Annotated in this window: 11 protein-coding genes, 5 pseudogenes and 1 other annotated feature; of the genes and pseudogenes, 8 read left to right on the forward strand and 8 right to left on the reverse strand. The window is 59.2% G+C overall.

Features of this window, described 5'->3' with window-relative positions; translation table 11 throughout:
* Positions 1-167: 167 nt before the first annotated feature.
* Positions 168-395: a hypothetical protein gene (locus FXV83_RS32760; RefSeq protein ID WP_235940359.1), complete on the forward strand. Its 228-nt coding sequence runs from the start codon at positions 168-170 to the stop codon at positions 393-395.
* 1,247 nt (positions 396-1,642) lie between these two features.
* Positions 1,643-1,909 (forward strand): hypothetical protein, encoded by a 267-nt coding sequence (locus FXV83_RS45525; RefSeq protein WP_430648964.1) that lies wholly within the window; start codon positions 1,643-1,645, stop codon positions 1,907-1,909.
* A 238-nt stretch (positions 1,910-2,147) separates the two neighbouring features.
* Here the strand turns inward: FXV83_RS45525 and FXV83_RS32765 are convergent, their stop codons facing one another.
* Together FXV83_RS32765 and FXV83_RS32770 are read right to left on the reverse strand one after the other, a co-directional pair.
* Complete coding sequence (locus tag FXV83_RS32765) at positions 2,148-3,320, reverse strand: M24 family metallopeptidase (protein WP_148743707.1); 1,173 nt, start codon at positions 3,318-3,320, stop codon at positions 2,148-2,150.
* A 706-nt stretch (positions 3,321-4,026) separates the two neighbouring features.
* Positions 4,027-4,296, reverse strand: a pseudogene (locus FXV83_RS32770) (integrase core domain-containing protein); the annotation flags it as partial.
* A 46-nt stretch (positions 4,297-4,342) separates the two neighbouring features.
* On the opposite strand from FXV83_RS32770, the pseudogene FXV83_RS32775 reads away from it, so the two are divergent.
* A pseudogene (locus FXV83_RS32775) lies at positions 4,343-5,720 on the forward strand (IS30 family transposase).
* Between the two features lie 46 nt (positions 5,721-5,766).
* Here FXV83_RS32775 and FXV83_RS32780 read toward each other — a convergent pair.
* A pseudogene (locus tag FXV83_RS32780) lies at positions 5,767-7,134 on the reverse strand (IS110 family RNA-guided transposase).
* 200 nt (positions 7,135-7,334) lie between these two features.
* Positions 7,335-7,646 carry a transposase gene (locus tag FXV83_RS32785; protein ID WP_148743708.1) on the reverse strand — a complete coding sequence of 104 codons (312 nt, stop codon included), beginning with the start codon at positions 7,644-7,646 and terminating at the stop codon, positions 7,335-7,337.
* A 636-nt stretch (positions 7,647-8,282) separates the two neighbouring features.
* Here FXV83_RS32785 and FXV83_RS32790 point away from each other — a divergent pair.
* From FXV83_RS32790 to FXV83_RS32800, 3 genes and pseudogenes are all read left to right on the forward strand, one after another.
* Entirely contained in the window at positions 8,283-8,834 is a 552-nt protein-coding gene (locus FXV83_RS32790) for a hypothetical protein (RefSeq protein ID WP_148743709.1), read from the forward strand.
* A gap of 292 nt (positions 8,835-9,126) precedes the next feature.
* Positions 9,127-9,312, forward strand: a pseudogene (locus FXV83_RS32795) (IS66 family transposase); the annotation flags it as partial.
* 361 nt (positions 9,313-9,673) lie between these two features.
* Entirely contained in the window at positions 9,674-11,281 is a 1,608-nt protein-coding gene (locus FXV83_RS32800; protein ID WP_148743710.1) for an alpha,alpha-trehalose-phosphate synthase (UDP-forming), read from the forward strand.
* A gap of 8 nt (positions 11,282-11,289) precedes the next feature.
* Here FXV83_RS32800 and FXV83_RS32805 read toward each other — a convergent pair whose 3' ends face one another.
* Together FXV83_RS32805 and FXV83_RS32810 are read right to left on the reverse strand one after the other, a co-directional pair.
* Entirely contained in the window at positions 11,290-11,604 is a 315-nt protein-coding gene (locus FXV83_RS32805; RefSeq protein ID WP_148743711.1) for a hypothetical protein, read from the reverse strand.
* Between the two features lie 395 nt (positions 11,605-11,999).
* A pseudogene (locus FXV83_RS32810) lies at positions 12,000-12,113 on the reverse strand (heat-shock protein); the annotation flags it as partial.
* A gap of 335 nt (positions 12,114-12,448) precedes the next feature.
* On the opposite strand from FXV83_RS32810, the gene FXV83_RS32815 reads away from it, so the two are divergent.
* Positions 12,449-13,680, forward strand: a protein-coding gene (locus FXV83_RS32815; protein WP_148743712.1) for an IS3 family transposase whose coding sequence is annotated in 2 segments (ribosomal slippage) — positions 12,449-12,740 and positions 12,740-13,680 — 1,233 coding nt in all. Because the reading frame shifts where the segments join, the coding sequence is not laid out codon by codon here.
* Positions 12,733-12,849 (forward strand) — a sequence feature (AL1L pseudoknot). (Overlaps the previous gene by 117 nt.)
* Positions 13,681-13,716: 36 nt before the next feature.
* Here FXV83_RS32815 and FXV83_RS44990 read toward each other — a convergent pair.
* Positions 13,717-14,022: an ATP-binding protein gene (locus FXV83_RS44990; protein WP_430648963.1), complete on the reverse strand. Its 306-nt coding sequence runs from the start codon at positions 14,020-14,022 to the stop codon at positions 13,717-13,719.
* Positions 14,023-14,089: 67 nt separating this feature from the next.
* Positions 14,090-14,275 (reverse strand): ATP-binding protein, encoded by a 186-nt coding sequence (locus tag FXV83_RS32825; protein WP_235940360.1) that lies wholly within the window; start codon positions 14,273-14,275, stop codon positions 14,090-14,092.
* 447 nt (positions 14,276-14,722) lie between these two features.
* On the opposite strand from FXV83_RS32825, the gene FXV83_RS32830 reads away from it, so the two are divergent.
* Positions 14,723-15,439 carry a hypothetical protein gene (locus FXV83_RS32830; RefSeq protein WP_148743713.1) on the forward strand — a complete coding sequence of 239 codons (717 nt, stop codon included), beginning with the start codon at positions 14,723-14,725 and terminating at the stop codon, positions 15,437-15,439.
* Positions 15,440-15,473: the final 34 nt, after the last annotated feature.

The following is a 15,473-nucleotide window of genomic DNA, read 5'->3' on the forward strand; positions in this document are numbered from 1 at the left end:
AAAATTTGGCGATAGCTCGCACGAAGTGCGAGCAGGCCGATACACGATGAGCCGAGAGCTCCAATTCGTAGACATCTCAGCGAGCCGCCCGGTTGGCGCCGAGAGCGCGTACCCGTAGTGTCGTGTCGCCGGCAACTCGTGTGTCATGTATCTGATAGGAGGTGCTAATGCGACGGGTGAGTGGCATCAACGTCCAACGAACTTTCGGTGAGTTAGCCAGCAACAGCCTGGCGGTCGTGTCGCGAGTTCTGGCGCCATTCGTGGCGCGGGTAATTGTCCGCAATCCCTTGCAGGTGAAGGCGATTGCCCAGGCTCACGTCAAGGCCGACAAGATCGATGCGGGCACGTTCACAAGTCGGCGGGGCGAGGTACCTACCATGAATCTGGACGCCTGACGCGGAGACCGAACGCAGGCGCAGGATGGTGGCGCGGCGCTACCAGGTCGTGCGAAGTCCACATCGATCAAGAGTGCCAAGCGTTAGTCAGGCGCGAGGCCATCTGACCGCCGGGCAGAAGTCGGCTGAGGGCGTGTGAGAACAGGCTGTCGGCAAGGCTACTGAGGCACTCCAAGGGCAGAAGGTGGAGAAAACAGAGAGGCGGAGCCCGAAACGATAGTTGAGGGCCCGAATGCACAAGGTGACGAGGAGACCAAGCCATTCATGGCGAAATCAGCCATCGAAAATCCGGCTGAGAACAACTGATAGAGGAGGTCTGCGACCGAGAGAACCTCGTAAGAGCGTGGACGCGCGCTGAAAGGAACAAAGGAAGCCCAGGCGTTGATGGGGTGAGCATTGATGACGCGAAGGCGTTTCTGAGTCAGCAATGGTCAAACATTCGACTCAAATTGCTCGACGGAAACTACCGGCCGCAGCCGGTTAAGTCGAAATCGCAACCCGGATGGCGGGGGCAGGTAACTCGGAGTTCCCACTGTCCTCGACCGCCTGTTCAACAAGCCGTGTTGCAAGTTCTCCAAAAAGGGATGGGATCCGAGGTTTTCGGAGCACAGTTTCGGGTTCAGCCTAAGCGGTCCGCCCACCAGGCTCTAGTCCCGGGCACAGCTTGCGTCGCCGATGGGTACAACCTAGTGGTTGATCTCGATTGATTCGGAAGTAATTTTCGATTGAAGCAACCACGACATCCTGATCTCGCGCGCCTCCGCTCGGATACCCGATAAATGCGTGCTCAAGCTTCCGGGCATTCCTTGAATGCCGGTATTGGAAGGCGGTTTGGTCCGACCGGTGGACGAGGCCTTCCTCAGCTCTTTCGTGCTCGACGAACTCGGCATAGAACTGGATCGACGTGGTCATCGGTTCTGCCGTTACGAGGATGACACACAGCAACATTTATTTTCGCAGCCACCGCACCACCGAAAGGGGATGGCTTCGATAAGCCGAGTCCTGGCCGACAAGCTCCGCTTGAAAGTCAACGAGCCCAAAAGCGCGGTGGCGACCCGAGGAAGGTAAATTTCTCGGATTCGGCATTGCGAATGACGGGAGCGAGCGAACCATTGCGCCCAAAGCTCTCGACGGGTTCAAAGACCGAATCCGAGAAATCGCGTGCCGGACGCGAGAGATAGTTTGCAGCCGATGATCGCAAACCATACCTCATCTGGTGGCGCGGGTACTTCGGCTTCGGTCAGACCCTGCGCGTTCAAACGAACTTCGAAGCCCGGATCCGCCGCAGACTGCGTTTGTATCTCTGGCCGCAATGGCGGAACGGGCATAACCGATTCCCAGAGCTTCGCCGCCTCGGCATCGCGAAGTCCGCCGCATCGCTCGCTGCCGGTTCACCGACGGAACCCCGGCGCATGTCCGGATACCCGGCGGCTCAACACGCTCTACAAAACCATGTGTTCAACTCTCTTGGCCTCTCCCGAATCTCCATGCCTGTGCCGGCTTACCTGGTCTAACCGCCGTGGTCCAGACCCGTACGCCCGGTGGTGTGCGAGAGGTGGCGCCGCGAAGGGTCCTCCCATCTCATCAATCGCAAAAATGAGTCTGCAGGCTCTCCGGCTTCAAACCAAAAAACTTGCAATCTCAAACGCTGCTCCGTCCCAGAAATCGACCCCGCTCAACCACTTTGGAGGTTCTGCACGGGCGATGGCTCCGAGTTCATCGGCGATGCTCATCTGAAGTTCCCCACACTCCTTAGCAAAGTTCAAAAAGTTTGCGTGGTGCACGGGTCAATGCCTCTGCGCCGGTCTCGGTAACGCGGAATGTTTCGCTGATGACGTAGCCGAAATCCTCCTCGATCCAGTTGCCCAGCATCAGATGGAACGTCATGTTCGGCTTCAACTCTGTCATGTCCCCCTCCCTCAGGCTCGCGGTAGGCTCCCTCCAGTCGATGCCAATGGCATACCCACAGCGGGATTCCTTTTTGAAGCCATTTTTTTCAATCGTCCGATAGAACGCGCACGCAACGTCGCTACAGGTTGCACCGGGCCGGACGGTGTTCAGGGCAGCTTCCAGACCGGAAACTTCTGCTTGGTGCAGGCGGCGTAGACGATCAGAGGGCTGGCCTACCGAGAAGGTGCGCATGATCGCGGAAACGTAGCCATGCCGCACGCCACCAAGCTCAATGTTGATCTGTGAGCCTTCGCGAATGATGTCTTCGCTCCAGGGAATGTGGCACGTACCCGTGCGGGGAGACGAACAGAAGAACATGCTTGCAAAATCGGTCCCTGCCTTCCCATTGGCACCACGGGCGAGCGCAGCAGCGATCTCGGCCATGACATCAGCTTCCCGGACGCCAGGCCTAATAACTTCTGCCGCGCGCATGATTGCAGCATCCGCAATTGCGGCGGCTTCTCGCATAATCGATATCTCTAGATCCGATTTGACGCTCCGGATCCAGTCTATTGCGTGCGTGCAATCCACGATCCTCGCGTTCGGCATCCGTTCTTTGAATTTCTGCCCCGTCTTCATAGAAAGCTCGCCCAGCTCGAGCCCCAAGCCGCGCTTTGCGAAGCCAAGTTCATGCAGGAAGTCGATCACCGTATCGAATCCATCCTTCTCAAGATTGGCAATGAGGTTCTCTGGATAACCGATCACGTTTCCGCGCTCAAGGAACGACTGATGGAACGCTGCCGGTGCATCCATACGACGCAGGATAAATGTCGGCTCCTCCTGGTGGGTTGATACCACAAGTGCTTGCGGTACGTACGCTGATCGGGCGGTGTAACCCGTGAGATACGTGATGTTGCACGAATTATTGACGATAAGTGCATCGATGCCGCGCCATACCATTTCTGATTTCAGCGCAGTAAGCCTTCGCAAGTACTCCGAACGCGGAAATGCCTGCGGGCCTTTGCTGATCGTCATTGTTAGCTCCACGGGTTTGTTGGCCGAAAGTCCGCACAACGACTAAACCGATCTTCTGCAAATTTCATGCGGTTGAGCGTGCCCCTGATCCCCCATCATTGGGGCGGTGGGTTGGCGGGCCGCAGCAGCCTGTTTTCTGCGGCTGATTTCCAGGCGCTTGAGTGTATTGAGGTGTGATTTGGCCTTAGCGGGCTGGCACTCAAGGATCAATGATCGCTACTCTCACGCGCAGAATAAGCCGAACTCGCACGGGGGGCGTTCGGCCCTGCGCGCAACTGGCTCAGTGTCACGAGCGGGTCCGGAATGCGATTCGTGCCGATGTGGATTCTGCGCCGCTGCTGCGCAAGCATCGAGATGCACTCCGACGCCGGATCGAGCGGTAGCAGCGAGAGTTTTCTCCCTGCGCCTGAAGTGCCGAAAACATGATGCACGTTGCTAACGCCGCAAATCGGCGAACGATGGTGATTTGTCGGCGATCGTTGAGATACGACCAGAACCGGCAATTGGCCGGCCGACTGCTCTATGCCCCAGGAATTCGCGATCTGCACCGTCAACGGAATGGTAAAAGCTCGCTGACGGTAAGAAAAGCGATACGACGCCTTGTCAGGTTTGTTGGGTTCGCCACGTTCATGTTTCGATCGTGCCGCAGAGCCGAACGGATTGAGAAGAAATAAAGTGTGATCTTCCCCCGAAAAAGTGGACGGGTTTAAGCAGCTTTTAGCTCCATTTCGATCGGGGCGATATATCCGATGGCGGAATGGAGCCTGGTTCGGTTGTAGAAGCCCTCGATGAAGGCAAAGATATCGCGCTGGGCCTCGGCGCGGGTGTTGTAGTCGCGATGATGGACGAGCTCGGTCTTCAAGGTATGGAAGAAGCTCTCCATCGGGGCATTGTCGTAGCAATCAGCCTTGCGACTCATGGATGCGGTGATGCCGGAGCCGGCAAGAGCATCGCGATAGGCATGTGAGGCGTACTGGGCGGATTCAAGCGGTCGTCGCAACACCTGAACGAAGGAGGTTGCGATGGGCATTCGAAAGCGACGATCACACCGTTCTGGACGAGCACCGTTGGCGTCACCGGGACGGCCGCCGGTAGCGGGGCGATCTGAACTCCAGCGATTCTGGTTGGGGATCGCGCAGGGAATGACCAGCGAGGATGCTGCATTAGCGGCTGGTATGTCGCAGCCTGTCGGAACCAGATTGTTCCGACAGGCAAGCGGCATGGCACCAGCGATGTTCAGATCTTCAACCCAGCCGCGGTCCGGGCGGTACCTCTCGTTTGCGGAACGTGAGGAGATCGCACTTCTTCGCGTTCAGGGCCTTTCGAGACGCGAGATCGGACGCCGACTTGGCCGATCCGCCTCGACCATCTCCCGTGAGCTACGACGCAATGCCGCGACGCGCAGCGGCGGCCTGGAGTATCGTGCATCGACAGCCCAATGGCACGCCGAGCGATCGGCCCGTCGGCCCAAACCGACTAAGCTTGCGCTCAACACAACGTTGCGCACTTATCTGGAGCAGCGACTGGCCAGCGTGGTCATGACCCCGAGTGGCGCTGCCGTTCCTGGTCCCGCCGTTCCGTGGAAGGGCCGCCGGCATGGCCCGCGAAAGGATCGGCGATGGGCCAGGGCTTGGAGCCCGGAGCAGATTGCCCGACGCTTGCCGATCGACTTCCCGGACGACAAGACGATGCGCATCAGCCACGAAGCCATCTATCAATCTCTCTTCGTTCAGGGTCGGGGAGCGCTACGCCGCGAACTGTCGGCCTGCTTGCGAACGGGGCGCGTATTGCGGGTCCCCAGGGCGCGCGTACGCAGGCGAGGCAAGAGCTTTGTCTCGCCGGAGATCATGATCAGTCAACGCCCCGCCGAAGCGGCCGATCGCGCGGTGCCGGGCCACTGGGAGGGAGACCTCATCCTTGGTCTTGGCAGCTCGGCGATCGGCACGCTGGTTGAGCGGACAACACGCTTCACGATGTTGCTGCATCTTCCCCGGCTTGCGGGGCATGGCGAAGCTCCACGCATGAAGAATGGCCCTGCTCTCGCGGGACACGGAGCTGAAGCCGTGCGCGACGCGATTACGCGCACCATCATCACCTTGCCCGAAGAGATGCGTCGTTCGCTGACCTGGGATCAGGGAGCCGAAATGGCTCAGCACGATCGTCTCAAGATCGACGCGGGTGTCCAAGTCTACTTCTGCGATCCGCAAAGCCCCTGGCAGCGTGGCACCAACGAGAACACCAATGGGCTGCTGCGTCAGTAAAGGCACCGACCTGAGCGTCCACAGCGCCGACGACATCGCCGCCGTGGCCGCGGCCCTCAATGCTCGACCGAGACCGGCGAGACCTCGAGCACGGCGCACATCATGCGGACCGGATAGGTCTCGCGGTGATCCTCGATGAAGCGAAAGCTCATGTCCGGGTTCCGGCGAAGATCGCGATCGACTTGCTAAGAAACAGCCGGATTAGCGTCCCCCGGAATGGCTTGCAACACGAAGCCCAACGATTTGGCCCGGCGCTGAAGGTTTGCGAGGACGCGGTTGCGATATTGTTGCTCATAGTGGTCGGCGCCCGGATCCCTTTAGCTCATGCCGTGCCGAAGTGTGTTGTAGAACAAGACCGCAATCTTGCGGGCGGTCGCCGTCACCGCCTTCGACTTGCCCGCACGTGAGGATAGCCGGCGATAGAATGCGCCAAGTGCCGTATCGCTCCGCCCCACCGTTGTGGCTGCCAACCGCAACAGCGCAGCCGCCCGACTGGACGATCTCCGTGTGCGCGAAGACAGCACCTTGCCGCCCGAGATCTTGTTGCCCGGTGCGAGGCAGAGCCAGGAAGTGAAGTGCTTGGCGCTCGGCCATGCCCTTAAATCCGTGCCGCACTCGCCGATGAGCTTCAATGCGAGCGACGGACCCAACCCATGGATCTCAGTCAAATCGACGCCAAGCACGCCGTACAGCGCGGTCCGGACATCGAAGGTGGGTGTGTTGACCTGCTTGGTCTTGATGCGTGGCTTGGATAGCTTTCCCACCGGTCGAGCTCCTTTGTTGTTCAATGCACTGATCAGGACTTCGAGCTTGCGATCACAGGCGAGCATCTTTGCCTGGTAAACGTCGTAGAGCTCCAGCGACTGAGTCAACGCGAAGACATGTTCGTGCCGGTCATTGCCTACGAGAGCTGCGCGGATCGTTTCGATCGATGAATGGCAGCGCACGTCCCGATAGGTTGCTAGGACGTCGGGATTGCGTTCGCCTGCAACAATGGCTCGGATAATCCGTATGCCAGTCGCGCCCGTGATATCCGTGACAACATGATGGAGCTGCAGGTTCATCTCCATCAGGGCCTTCTGCATATGTTGGATATGGGCGGCAGCATATTCCACCAGCCGCTCGCGCTGGCGTAGATAGGCACGCAAGGTTGCAATCTCGGCATCGGGTCGGAAGCTGCCCCGTAACAGGCCATAGGAGTGGAGCTGGCGTAACCAAGCGGCATCGCTGACGTCGGTTTTGCGCCCGGGCACATTCTTGGCGTACCGCGCATTGACCAGAATGACCTCGAAGCCGCGCTGTTCCAGGACCTCGTAGGCCGGGATCCAATAGACCCCGGTGGATTCCATCGCGACACTGGTAACGCCGCACGCTTTGAACCAATCCGCCAAGTCATGCAGGTCTTGTGTGAATGTGCCGAACGCGCGCACCGGCACGTCGGTGCAAGCAGGCTTCACCGCAGCCATGTGCATCCTTGATCCGATGTCGATGGCGGCGGCCCCGACGTTGATCGGCTTCAGTTCCGGGCGGTCACCGGTCGTCCTCTTGGGCATGGCAATCCTCCATTCAATGACAAGCAGGAGGGTCTGGGCTATGCCAATCGTCATCTTCCTAATCGGGATCGCCGCCAGGGCGACGTCACCACTCTCAAGTTCGCATGTACCCATGGACCATGTTTTTTAACGGGGACTGTGCCTCCAATAATCGAACGGCCGCTACCCTCCTAGCCGCAGAGGATAGCACAAGGCTGTTTCTAGCCCGCACAGGCGCGCCGCGGTGCTAGACAGTTTTTTAAAATGTCGCGCTCCATCCGCAGCCGTTCGTTCTCCTGGCGCAGGCGCGCGATCTCCGAAGCCTGGTCCGCCGACATCGGCGTCGCCTGCGTGGTGGGGCGCCACGCCGCCGATGCCGGCTCCTGCCGGAGCTTATCGACCCAGCGTCGCAACACCGAGTCGCGTAGACCGAGCTCCTTGGCAACCGACCCGATCCAGCGACCGCTCGACACCACCAGTTCGGCGGCCTGGCGCTTGTACTCGTCAGTAAACGACCGACGTTGACGTTCCATTCGACACCTCCGGGCTCAACGAGCCTACTACAGGTGTCCACTCATGCGGAGGAGGTCAAAGTGGGAGTCCGTCGCATCAGCGAAGTGGCACGAGTTTTGATGCTCTTGCTCGCGACGCGGCAGGGGGGTCTGAGTAGACATCATGCTTCGTGCCGTCGTCATGGGTGGCGCGGAGGAGGGAAAGCCGCCTAATCGACGTCTGTCAAATCGCCATGCTATTGGATGCTGAGCATAGACGAACCTCCGACGTTATGCGCGAGCCCTTGTCGATCTTTGAAAGAAGGTTGCGAAGACTGCCCTAGCCTCCTTTGCTAGACGCGAGTGCTGGTAGAGCAGGGTTCCGACCTTGTACGCGCCCGAGCTACTCTTGTTTCCTTGACGTCAGCAGTGCGATCGGCGTCGGCTCTGACCGAAAGTGTTAGAGAGGTACTTGAATGAGCTTAGATGATTGCGATCGTGCGACGCATGACAGCCCCGCTGCAGGTCAAGTGTTCCGGGATCTCGGCGTTGAACCGATCATTAATTGCACCGGCGTACGTACATCTTACGGCGGATGCAATCCAACGCGGTCTGTGTTCGCCGCAATGGAAGCCTCGGGTCAAGACTTCGTCATTCTGAATGAACTGGCGGAAGCGGTTGGACGAAAATTTGGCTGCACTCACCGGTGCTGAATGGGGGCTCGTGACCGCTGGAAGCGCAGCAGCAGTAAGCCAAGTGGTTGCTGCTTGCGTAGCTGGCAACGATCCAGAAAAGATGCTGAAGCTCCCGTTACGAGGCGAGAAAATGGTGGTTGTCGCTGCCGATCAGCGAATGGCTTACGAGCATGCAATTCGAGCAGTCGGTTGTATGGTGCTTCCTATCGGCCGTGCCGCAGACCTGGATCAGCTTCCAATTGCGAAGATCGCAGCAATATGCCTTGTTGCCGCAGATATTCCAAAGTCGGTCTTGTCCTTTGACCAACTCGCTCTGCGCTCCAAACAACTCGGAATTCCACTGATTGTGGACGGGGCCGGAGCAGTCCCAAGATTTCCCAACATTTGGCTTCAAAATGGGGCCGATCTACTGATTCGTTCAGGCGGCAAGTATATCAGCGGACCGCAATCCACTGGCTTCTTACTTGGCTCTGAAAGATTGTGCAGAGCTGCGTACCTGAATGACCTCCTGGCCAATCGTTTGGTCGGTCAATGAAGGTTGGTAAAGACGAGATCATTGGCGCTTACGTTGCGTTGGAGCAATGGGCAAAGGGAGGGGCTGCTCGTGCAATGGAAAGATGGCGCGTCGATCCGACCAATCTGACCAAAGTCGAGGCTGAGATCGTTGGTCGTTCAATCGTTCATGCCATTGCAGAATCGCATTTAGCGCCAGCGGCACCACCAGAGGGCACTTTCGAGGAGCTAGCGGGAGCATGGCGCGCAGGCCAACAAGACGGCGCGGATCATCTGGGCGCTTCTGAACAAGGGCGGGATGTACCGACGTCCCGCGCTATGCCAAGGAGGGCGTGCCGATCAGTCTGTCGACCTTGGCCGACCAGGTCGGCGGCTGCACCGCGGCGCTGGAACCTTTGTTCAAGCGCCTCGAGGCCTACGTACTGAGCGCCGAACGATTGCACGGGGACGACACCACGGTCCCGGTCCTGGCCAAGGGCAAGACCGATACCGGCCGGATCAAGCACGTGGAACGGCGCCGGAGCCTGGCTGATCTTCTCGCAATCACGGCAAGTTGTGAGGTGGAAATAATGGGGGCTGAGAAATAACTGGGGGCTGATCCGCGAACCGCATCAGACGGAAGCATCGTCAACGGAGTTACGAAATGGAGCGAGTCCATGACACTCTCAGAGCGGCAACATTGAGCCCCGATGCTATATTACACGCCGCTCAGCAACCTGAAACGATAGGCCAGGCGGCGTTTGATCGACACCTGAGCGAGATCCCACTGCAGCTGGAGCAGCAAGCCAGTGCAGGTCCTTCCCAGCCTGTTATCGCGAGCGACCTTAACGATCGTCTTGATTTGGTGGGCCAGCCGCCAACATGAAGCTGGTCGTCATTTCGAACCGCGGCGCTCGCTTCGATCCCAATAAACCCCAGAGCGGCGGACTTGCCGCAGGCCTCGAGCCAGTCTTGGAATGTTCGGGGGCGGTCTGGATGTTCTCCTCGGACATCCTCGGCGACGGGACTGAGAAGCCTCTGCTGCTCGAGAAGGCTGGCAAAGGCCATGTGGCCAAGCTCGATCTTCCGGTTGCGCACTATCCCGGCTACTATCGAGATTATTCGAACTCTACGTTGTGGCCGGCATTGCACTCTCTGTCGGACCGGATGTCGCGCACGCAAGCGGGGTACCGCAGCTATCGAGAGATGAACGACTTCGTCGCGCGCGCGGCATTTGGTTTGCAGGATCGGGACGCATTCTGGGTGCACGACTATCATTTATTTCCTCTCGCGTCCGATCTGCGTAAGCTCGGCATCGAAGGGCCGGCCGGCTTTTTCCTGCATACGCCATGGCCCGCCCCTGACATGATCAAGCTCGTGTCCAATCATCGCGAACTGATGAAGTCGATGCTGGAGTATGATCTGTTGGGCTTTCAGACGAGCCGGGACGTTAATAACTTCCTCGCCTGTCTGCGTTCCCATCTCGGGCTGGAGAGCAAGGATGTCGTTGTGATCTCGGAGCGCGGTCAAACGCGATGTCAAAAGTTCCCAATCGGTATCGATCCGAAGCAGTTCGCAGAATACCTGGTTGCAGACTTGTCTCCCGCAGAGCAGGAGAAAGTGTCGTCCTCGCTGAAAATCGTCGAGGGCACCACGCTTGCGATCGGCGTCGACCGGCTCGACTACACCAAGGGCATCGACAAAAAGGTCGAAGGGTTCAATCAGCTTTTGAAGGCCGAGCCGCGCAGCATCTCGCTGTTGCAGATCGCGCCCCCCTCACGCGCCGACGTCGAAGAGTATCAGAAGTATAAAAACGAGGTGGAGGGCCGGATCAACGAGGTCAATGCCGAGCACGGCACGGACGACTGGAGCCCGATCCAGTACAAGAACGAATCGTTCAGCCAGTCCGCACTTGCGCGTCTTTACCGCGCTGCGCGTGTTGGCGTCGTGACGCCGTTGCGTGACGGCATGAATCTCGTCGCGAAAGAATATGTTGCTGCACAGAATCCGAAGGACCCCGGCGTTCTGGTGCTCTCGAAGTTCGCGGGTGCGGCTGAAGACTTCAACGACAAGGAGGCGCGGCTGGTGGATCCGAACCGTCCTGAAGAAATCAGGGAGGCAATTTGGCAGGCGGTCAACATGCCGGGTGAGGAGCGTATCGGGCGCTGGCGGTCGATGATGGACAAACTTGAAGCATATACGATCCACCACTGGTCGGCGGACTACCTTCGAGAGCTGGACAAAAGCCAAGTTACCGCCGCTGCGGTGACCGCCTACGACAAGATCAATCCCGCCCACACGGACCTGAGGGAGGGCGCCTATGCGAGGGGAGCCTTTGAGGCGTTAGCGGACCCGGTGAAACATACACAGGATAGCCTTTGGGCGTTGCCGACGACGACAACTCCGCCCATCGGCCCCAGCGGACAAGAGCCGGCCGCCAGCGACCGATTGGACGAAAAGCATGTCACGGCGGATTGCGCTCTGCCGTAGCAGGCGTTTCAGAGGGACGATCCGATCCGGCGGGCGGACGTGCTCTTGCGGCCGGCGCAATCCTGGCTCGAGGCTGGGCGCCCGTGAATGACTTGCATGGACCTTCCATGGAAATCGTCCATGACCAGAAATGGCAGCGACAAGCCAATGTCCTGTTCCTGCCAGGAAACGACAGTCACGCGAGTGGCGGCGGTACCGTTTAGCCGCTGCTGCTCGCTGGCCGCTGCGCTTCGGAAGCGGCGGTTGCCTAATGCGAGCAGCTTCGGGGCGATCGACAGGTCGTGGCGGCTGTCAGTGATCCGCATCCGGCGCGGCCGCGCCATGATGGCTCTGATGCCGTGACGCCGCATCAACCCGTGGATGCGACCGCGGCTGCGGGCCTGAGCCTTCAACTAGACGTGGATACGCGGCTGCCATAACGGCCGGGGGCGCGGTGGACTCGCTGATGTCGTCGACTTGGTCACGATTGGCGGCAGATCGTCGGCTCTCGAGCGCGGGCCAAGCATAGCTGTTTCTAGGCCGCACGGGCGCGCCACCGGGCTGGACAGTTTATTAAAATGTCGCGCTCCATGCACAATCGCTCGTTCTCTCGCCGATGCGTTCATGACGCTTCATCGCGAAATACTGTTCGACGACGTCTTTCCCGGCTTCGGCGGCACAGCCAGGGAGCGCGGCACGCCGCGCGCGTCGCGTTCCGCTGTCGAACCTCGATTAGGCGTCAGGCCGCCTTCTTCTGCTCGATCTGCGAGGCGGGAGAGGCGCCGCTTCCGATCTGAATCCGGCATGGCTTCATGGCCTCCGGCACCTCGCGGACGAGGTCGACGATCAGCACCGAAGGCTACGTCATGAAGGGCGGCCACTACCCAGGCACGTCTCAAATTCAGACGCGTCCACCGCGCCAGCGCCGATCCCGGTACGCCGCAGGCTCCAAATACTCCGCCGTCGGGAGGACGCCGCAATGACCAATAAGCACAGGACAAACGACGGCTACGCGATGCACGGCAAAATTATGAGCCGCCAAGACTCATACGGAATCACCACCTCGCAGGTTAAGCAGCGGCCGCCTGCGCCGGTACCAATGGTGAAGGCTCAAGCTCCAACGCCGCCAGCGCCCAAGTGAACCGCCCCGGGTTTGCCGGAGGCTCCAACTCCTGAGAGGATGGAGCCATGACAAGCAAGACCACGAACAAGTTTTCGCCTGAAGTCCGCGACCGTGCGGTTCGGATGGTTCTGGATCACGCCGGCGAGCACCCGTCGCGCTGGGCGGCAGTGACCTCGATTGCGGCCAAGATCGGCTGCACACCGCAGACGCTGCATGACTGGGTCAAGAAGGCCGAGATCGACAGCGGGCAGCGGGCCGGTGTCCCGACTGAGATGGCCGAGAAGCTGAAGGCCCTGGAACGGGAGAACCGTGAGCTGCGGCAGGCCAACGAGATCCTGCGCAAGGCAAGCGCTTATTTTGCGATGGCGGAGCTCGACCGCCGGTCCAAGCCATGATCGCCTTCATCGACGATCATCGTGGGGCGCATGGGGTCGAGCCGATCTGCAAGGTGTTGCCGATCGCCCCCTCGACCTACCATGCCCATGTGGCCAAGCGGCGCGATCCCGCCAAGCTGTCGGCGCGAGCCAGGCAGGACGCCGCGCTGAAGATCGAGGTTCGGCGCGTCTTCGATGAGAACTTCTCCGTCTACGGCGTGCGCAAGGTGTGGCGGCAGCTCAAGCGAGAAGGCTTCGATGTTGCTCGTTGCACGGTGTCGCGATTGATGCAGGACATGGGTTTGCAGGGGGTTATCCGCGGCAAACCGGTTAAGACCACGATCAGCGACAAGGCCGCGCCATGCCCGCTGGATCACGTCAACCGCCAGTTCAGGGCGCCAAGGCCGAACGTCCTTTGGCTCTCCGACTTCACCTATGTCGCGACCTGGAGCGGATTCGTCTACGTCGCCTTCGTCATCGACGCCTATGCCCGCAGGATCGTGGGCTGGCGGGCCTCGCGCACGGCGCACGCCAGCTTCGTGCTCGATGCGCTGGAGCAGGCCCTGCACGATCGCCGACCGGTCCACCGCGGCGGGCTCGTGCATCATAGCGATAGGGGTAGCCAAGGCGTCTCTATCAAGTACACCGAGCGCTTGGCTGAAGCTGGCGTCGAGCCTTCCGTTGGCAGTGTCGGAGATTCCTATGACAACGCTCTCGCCGAAACCATCAACGGCCTCTACAAGGCCGAGGTGATCCATCGGCGCGGGCCATGGCGCAGCTTCGAGGCCGTCGAGTTCGCGACCCTGGAATGGGTGGACTGGTTCAACAACCGACGGCTCCTGGAGCCCATCGGCAACATCCCGCCAGCCGAAGCCGAGCAACGCTACTACGCCATGCTGGAACAACCGGCCATGGCGGCATAACTTAAACCAAATAGCCTCCGGCAAACCCGGGGCGGTTCAATCGGCATCACGACCAAGTTCAACTATCGCGAGATGCGAGCCGACGACAAAGTCTATCAATCCCTTCCTGATAACCGTCGCCGACATCGTGATAACGTGAGTATGGTGCAGCAGACTATCGAGGATCGGGGTGGCGACCACAGGGTCGCCAAAAGTCGAGCCCGACTCGCCGATGCGGCGGTTGCTGGCAGGCTGGATCACGCCTCGGCAGCTAACAACGTGCAAGAATTGATGCGCGGCATTAGGCTCAGCGTATATCAGAGCTCGTCGATAATGCTTTAGCTTGGCAAAGCCGCCATGCACTCATCGAGCCTAGCCCCGCTGTGATTTCTGCGCAAATGACTGTGGTCGCTGAACTACCACAGAATGGCTAGCCAGGATCGGTTCGCTCAAGCGCAACCGCCAGCTTCGTCTTGCCAACGCCAGGCCGAAGCAGCAGCACGTTATTGGCATTGGCAATCCAGCGTATGCTGGCAAGCTCGCGTATCCGGAATCTCGCGACGGCTGGGCCGAGAGGTCCGATGCAGACAGGTCGCGAACTTAGTTTGAGCGTCATCTCACCACTATTCTTGCGGCGATTTCGCGTTCACACCGCAGCACCAGATCTCGCGTAGGCTCAGCTCTTGTCGGAGCATCATTCGTCATCCTGCTGCTCGCGGCTCCGCGCTATGCTCGCAAATGCTTGGGATCGACGGCGCGGGCGCGTTGACCGGCGCAGATCGGATAGATGGCCACAGTGGCGCAGCATCCCTTCGGCCATCGTCGCTCGCACCATCTCGCCGTTCAATCGCCACGGCACCGAGTAAGCGCCAGGGCTGTCCCAATAGACCCCGCGCGCGCCCAGCACCGCTCGGTCGCCTGTCAAATGCTGATACATGCCATTAAACGCACCATTACTTACCAAAGTAGGTAGTGTCTGGAGCCATCGTTGAAGATGTAGCTTTAGTCAGTAACTCCCCGCCAGGTTATGGCGGAACTCTTCACAGTATGATAGGGTGCAGCAATGCCAGTCGCGGGTAATGCGTTCCACGTCGCTCGATCTCTCCAAGTACATGACAATGCCGCCGAAAAGAATGGCATCAAGCTGCTGATAGGATTCGATTTTCACGAGTATGTCTCGATTGCACGGGCAACTCCAACGAAGGGGCCGACATTTCCGAACTTTCGGCCGGATCGCTCGCCAATTAAGGAAGGCGAGGGATATTGGATCATAGGCTTAGACAAAAATAACAACGTTGCTGGGTTAGAAGCAGCTCGACTGTATGACCTTTCGCACACCAACTTTGCAGAACATCTTCGATCCCTGAAGGCGTTCTATGCCGACCCTGCCATGCATGCACACCCTGAGGACCGTTGTATTTGCACAGCGCCTAGCGCGAAGAAGATGACCGGAAAAGTGGCCTACCACGGCGATCTTTGGGTACGCAGAGATTTTAGAGGAAAGGGCGTGCGCAAGATCCTAACACGAGTAACCCACGCCGTGTCTTTTGCCATGTGGGCTCCTGACTTCTTATGTGCGATTGTAGAGCGCTGGACACTGGATAAGAACGTCGACGACATGCTGCATCATGAACCAGGCGGGGCGATATTACGGCTGGTGGAAGATGACATTGTGGAGGACAATTGGCTCTCTTGGGAAACTGGCGAGGAGTTGAGGAGCTGGTTTGATCGCTGCAGTCGAACCGACTTATCTTTAGCCACGTCATTGTCGTCCACTTGATTGTTGTCGCGGTACCCAAAGTTTCGTGCGAAAG

The organism is Bradyrhizobium hipponense (genome assembly GCF_008123965.1).
Taxonomy (GTDB): Bacteria; Pseudomonadota; Alphaproteobacteria; order Rhizobiales; family Xanthobacteraceae; genus Bradyrhizobium; species Bradyrhizobium hipponense.

What these genes read in the sequence shown, in the direction of transcription:
- FXV83_RS32760 (WP_235940359.1), top strand. Translation starts at nt 168, where the DNA reads ATGCGACGGGTGAGTGGCATCAACGTCCAACGAACTTTCGGTGAGTTA.
- FXV83_RS32765 (WP_148743707.1), bottom strand. Translation starts at nt 3,320, where the DNA reads ATGACGATCAGCAAAGGCCCGCAGGCATTTCCGCGTTCGGAGTACTTG.
- FXV83_RS32785 (WP_148743708.1), bottom strand. Translation starts at nt 7,646, where the DNA reads ATGGAACGTCAACGTCGGTCGTTTACTGACGAGTACAAGCGCCAGGCC.
- FXV83_RS32800 (WP_148743710.1), top strand. Translation starts at nt 9,674, where the DNA reads ATGAAGCTGGTCGTCATTTCGAACCGCGGCGCTCGCTTCGATCCCAAT.
- FXV83_RS32805 (WP_148743711.1), bottom strand. Translation starts at nt 11,604, where the DNA reads ATGGCGCGGCCGCGCCGGATGCGGATCACTGACAGCCGCCACGACCTG.
- FXV83_RS32825 (WP_235940360.1), bottom strand. Translation starts at nt 14,275, where the DNA reads ATGACGCTCAAACTAAGTTCGCGACCTGTCTGCATCGGACCTCTCGGC.
- FXV83_RS32830 (WP_148743713.1), top strand. Translation starts at nt 14,723, where the DNA reads ATGCCAGTCGCGGGTAATGCGTTCCACGTCGCTCGATCTCTCCAAGTA.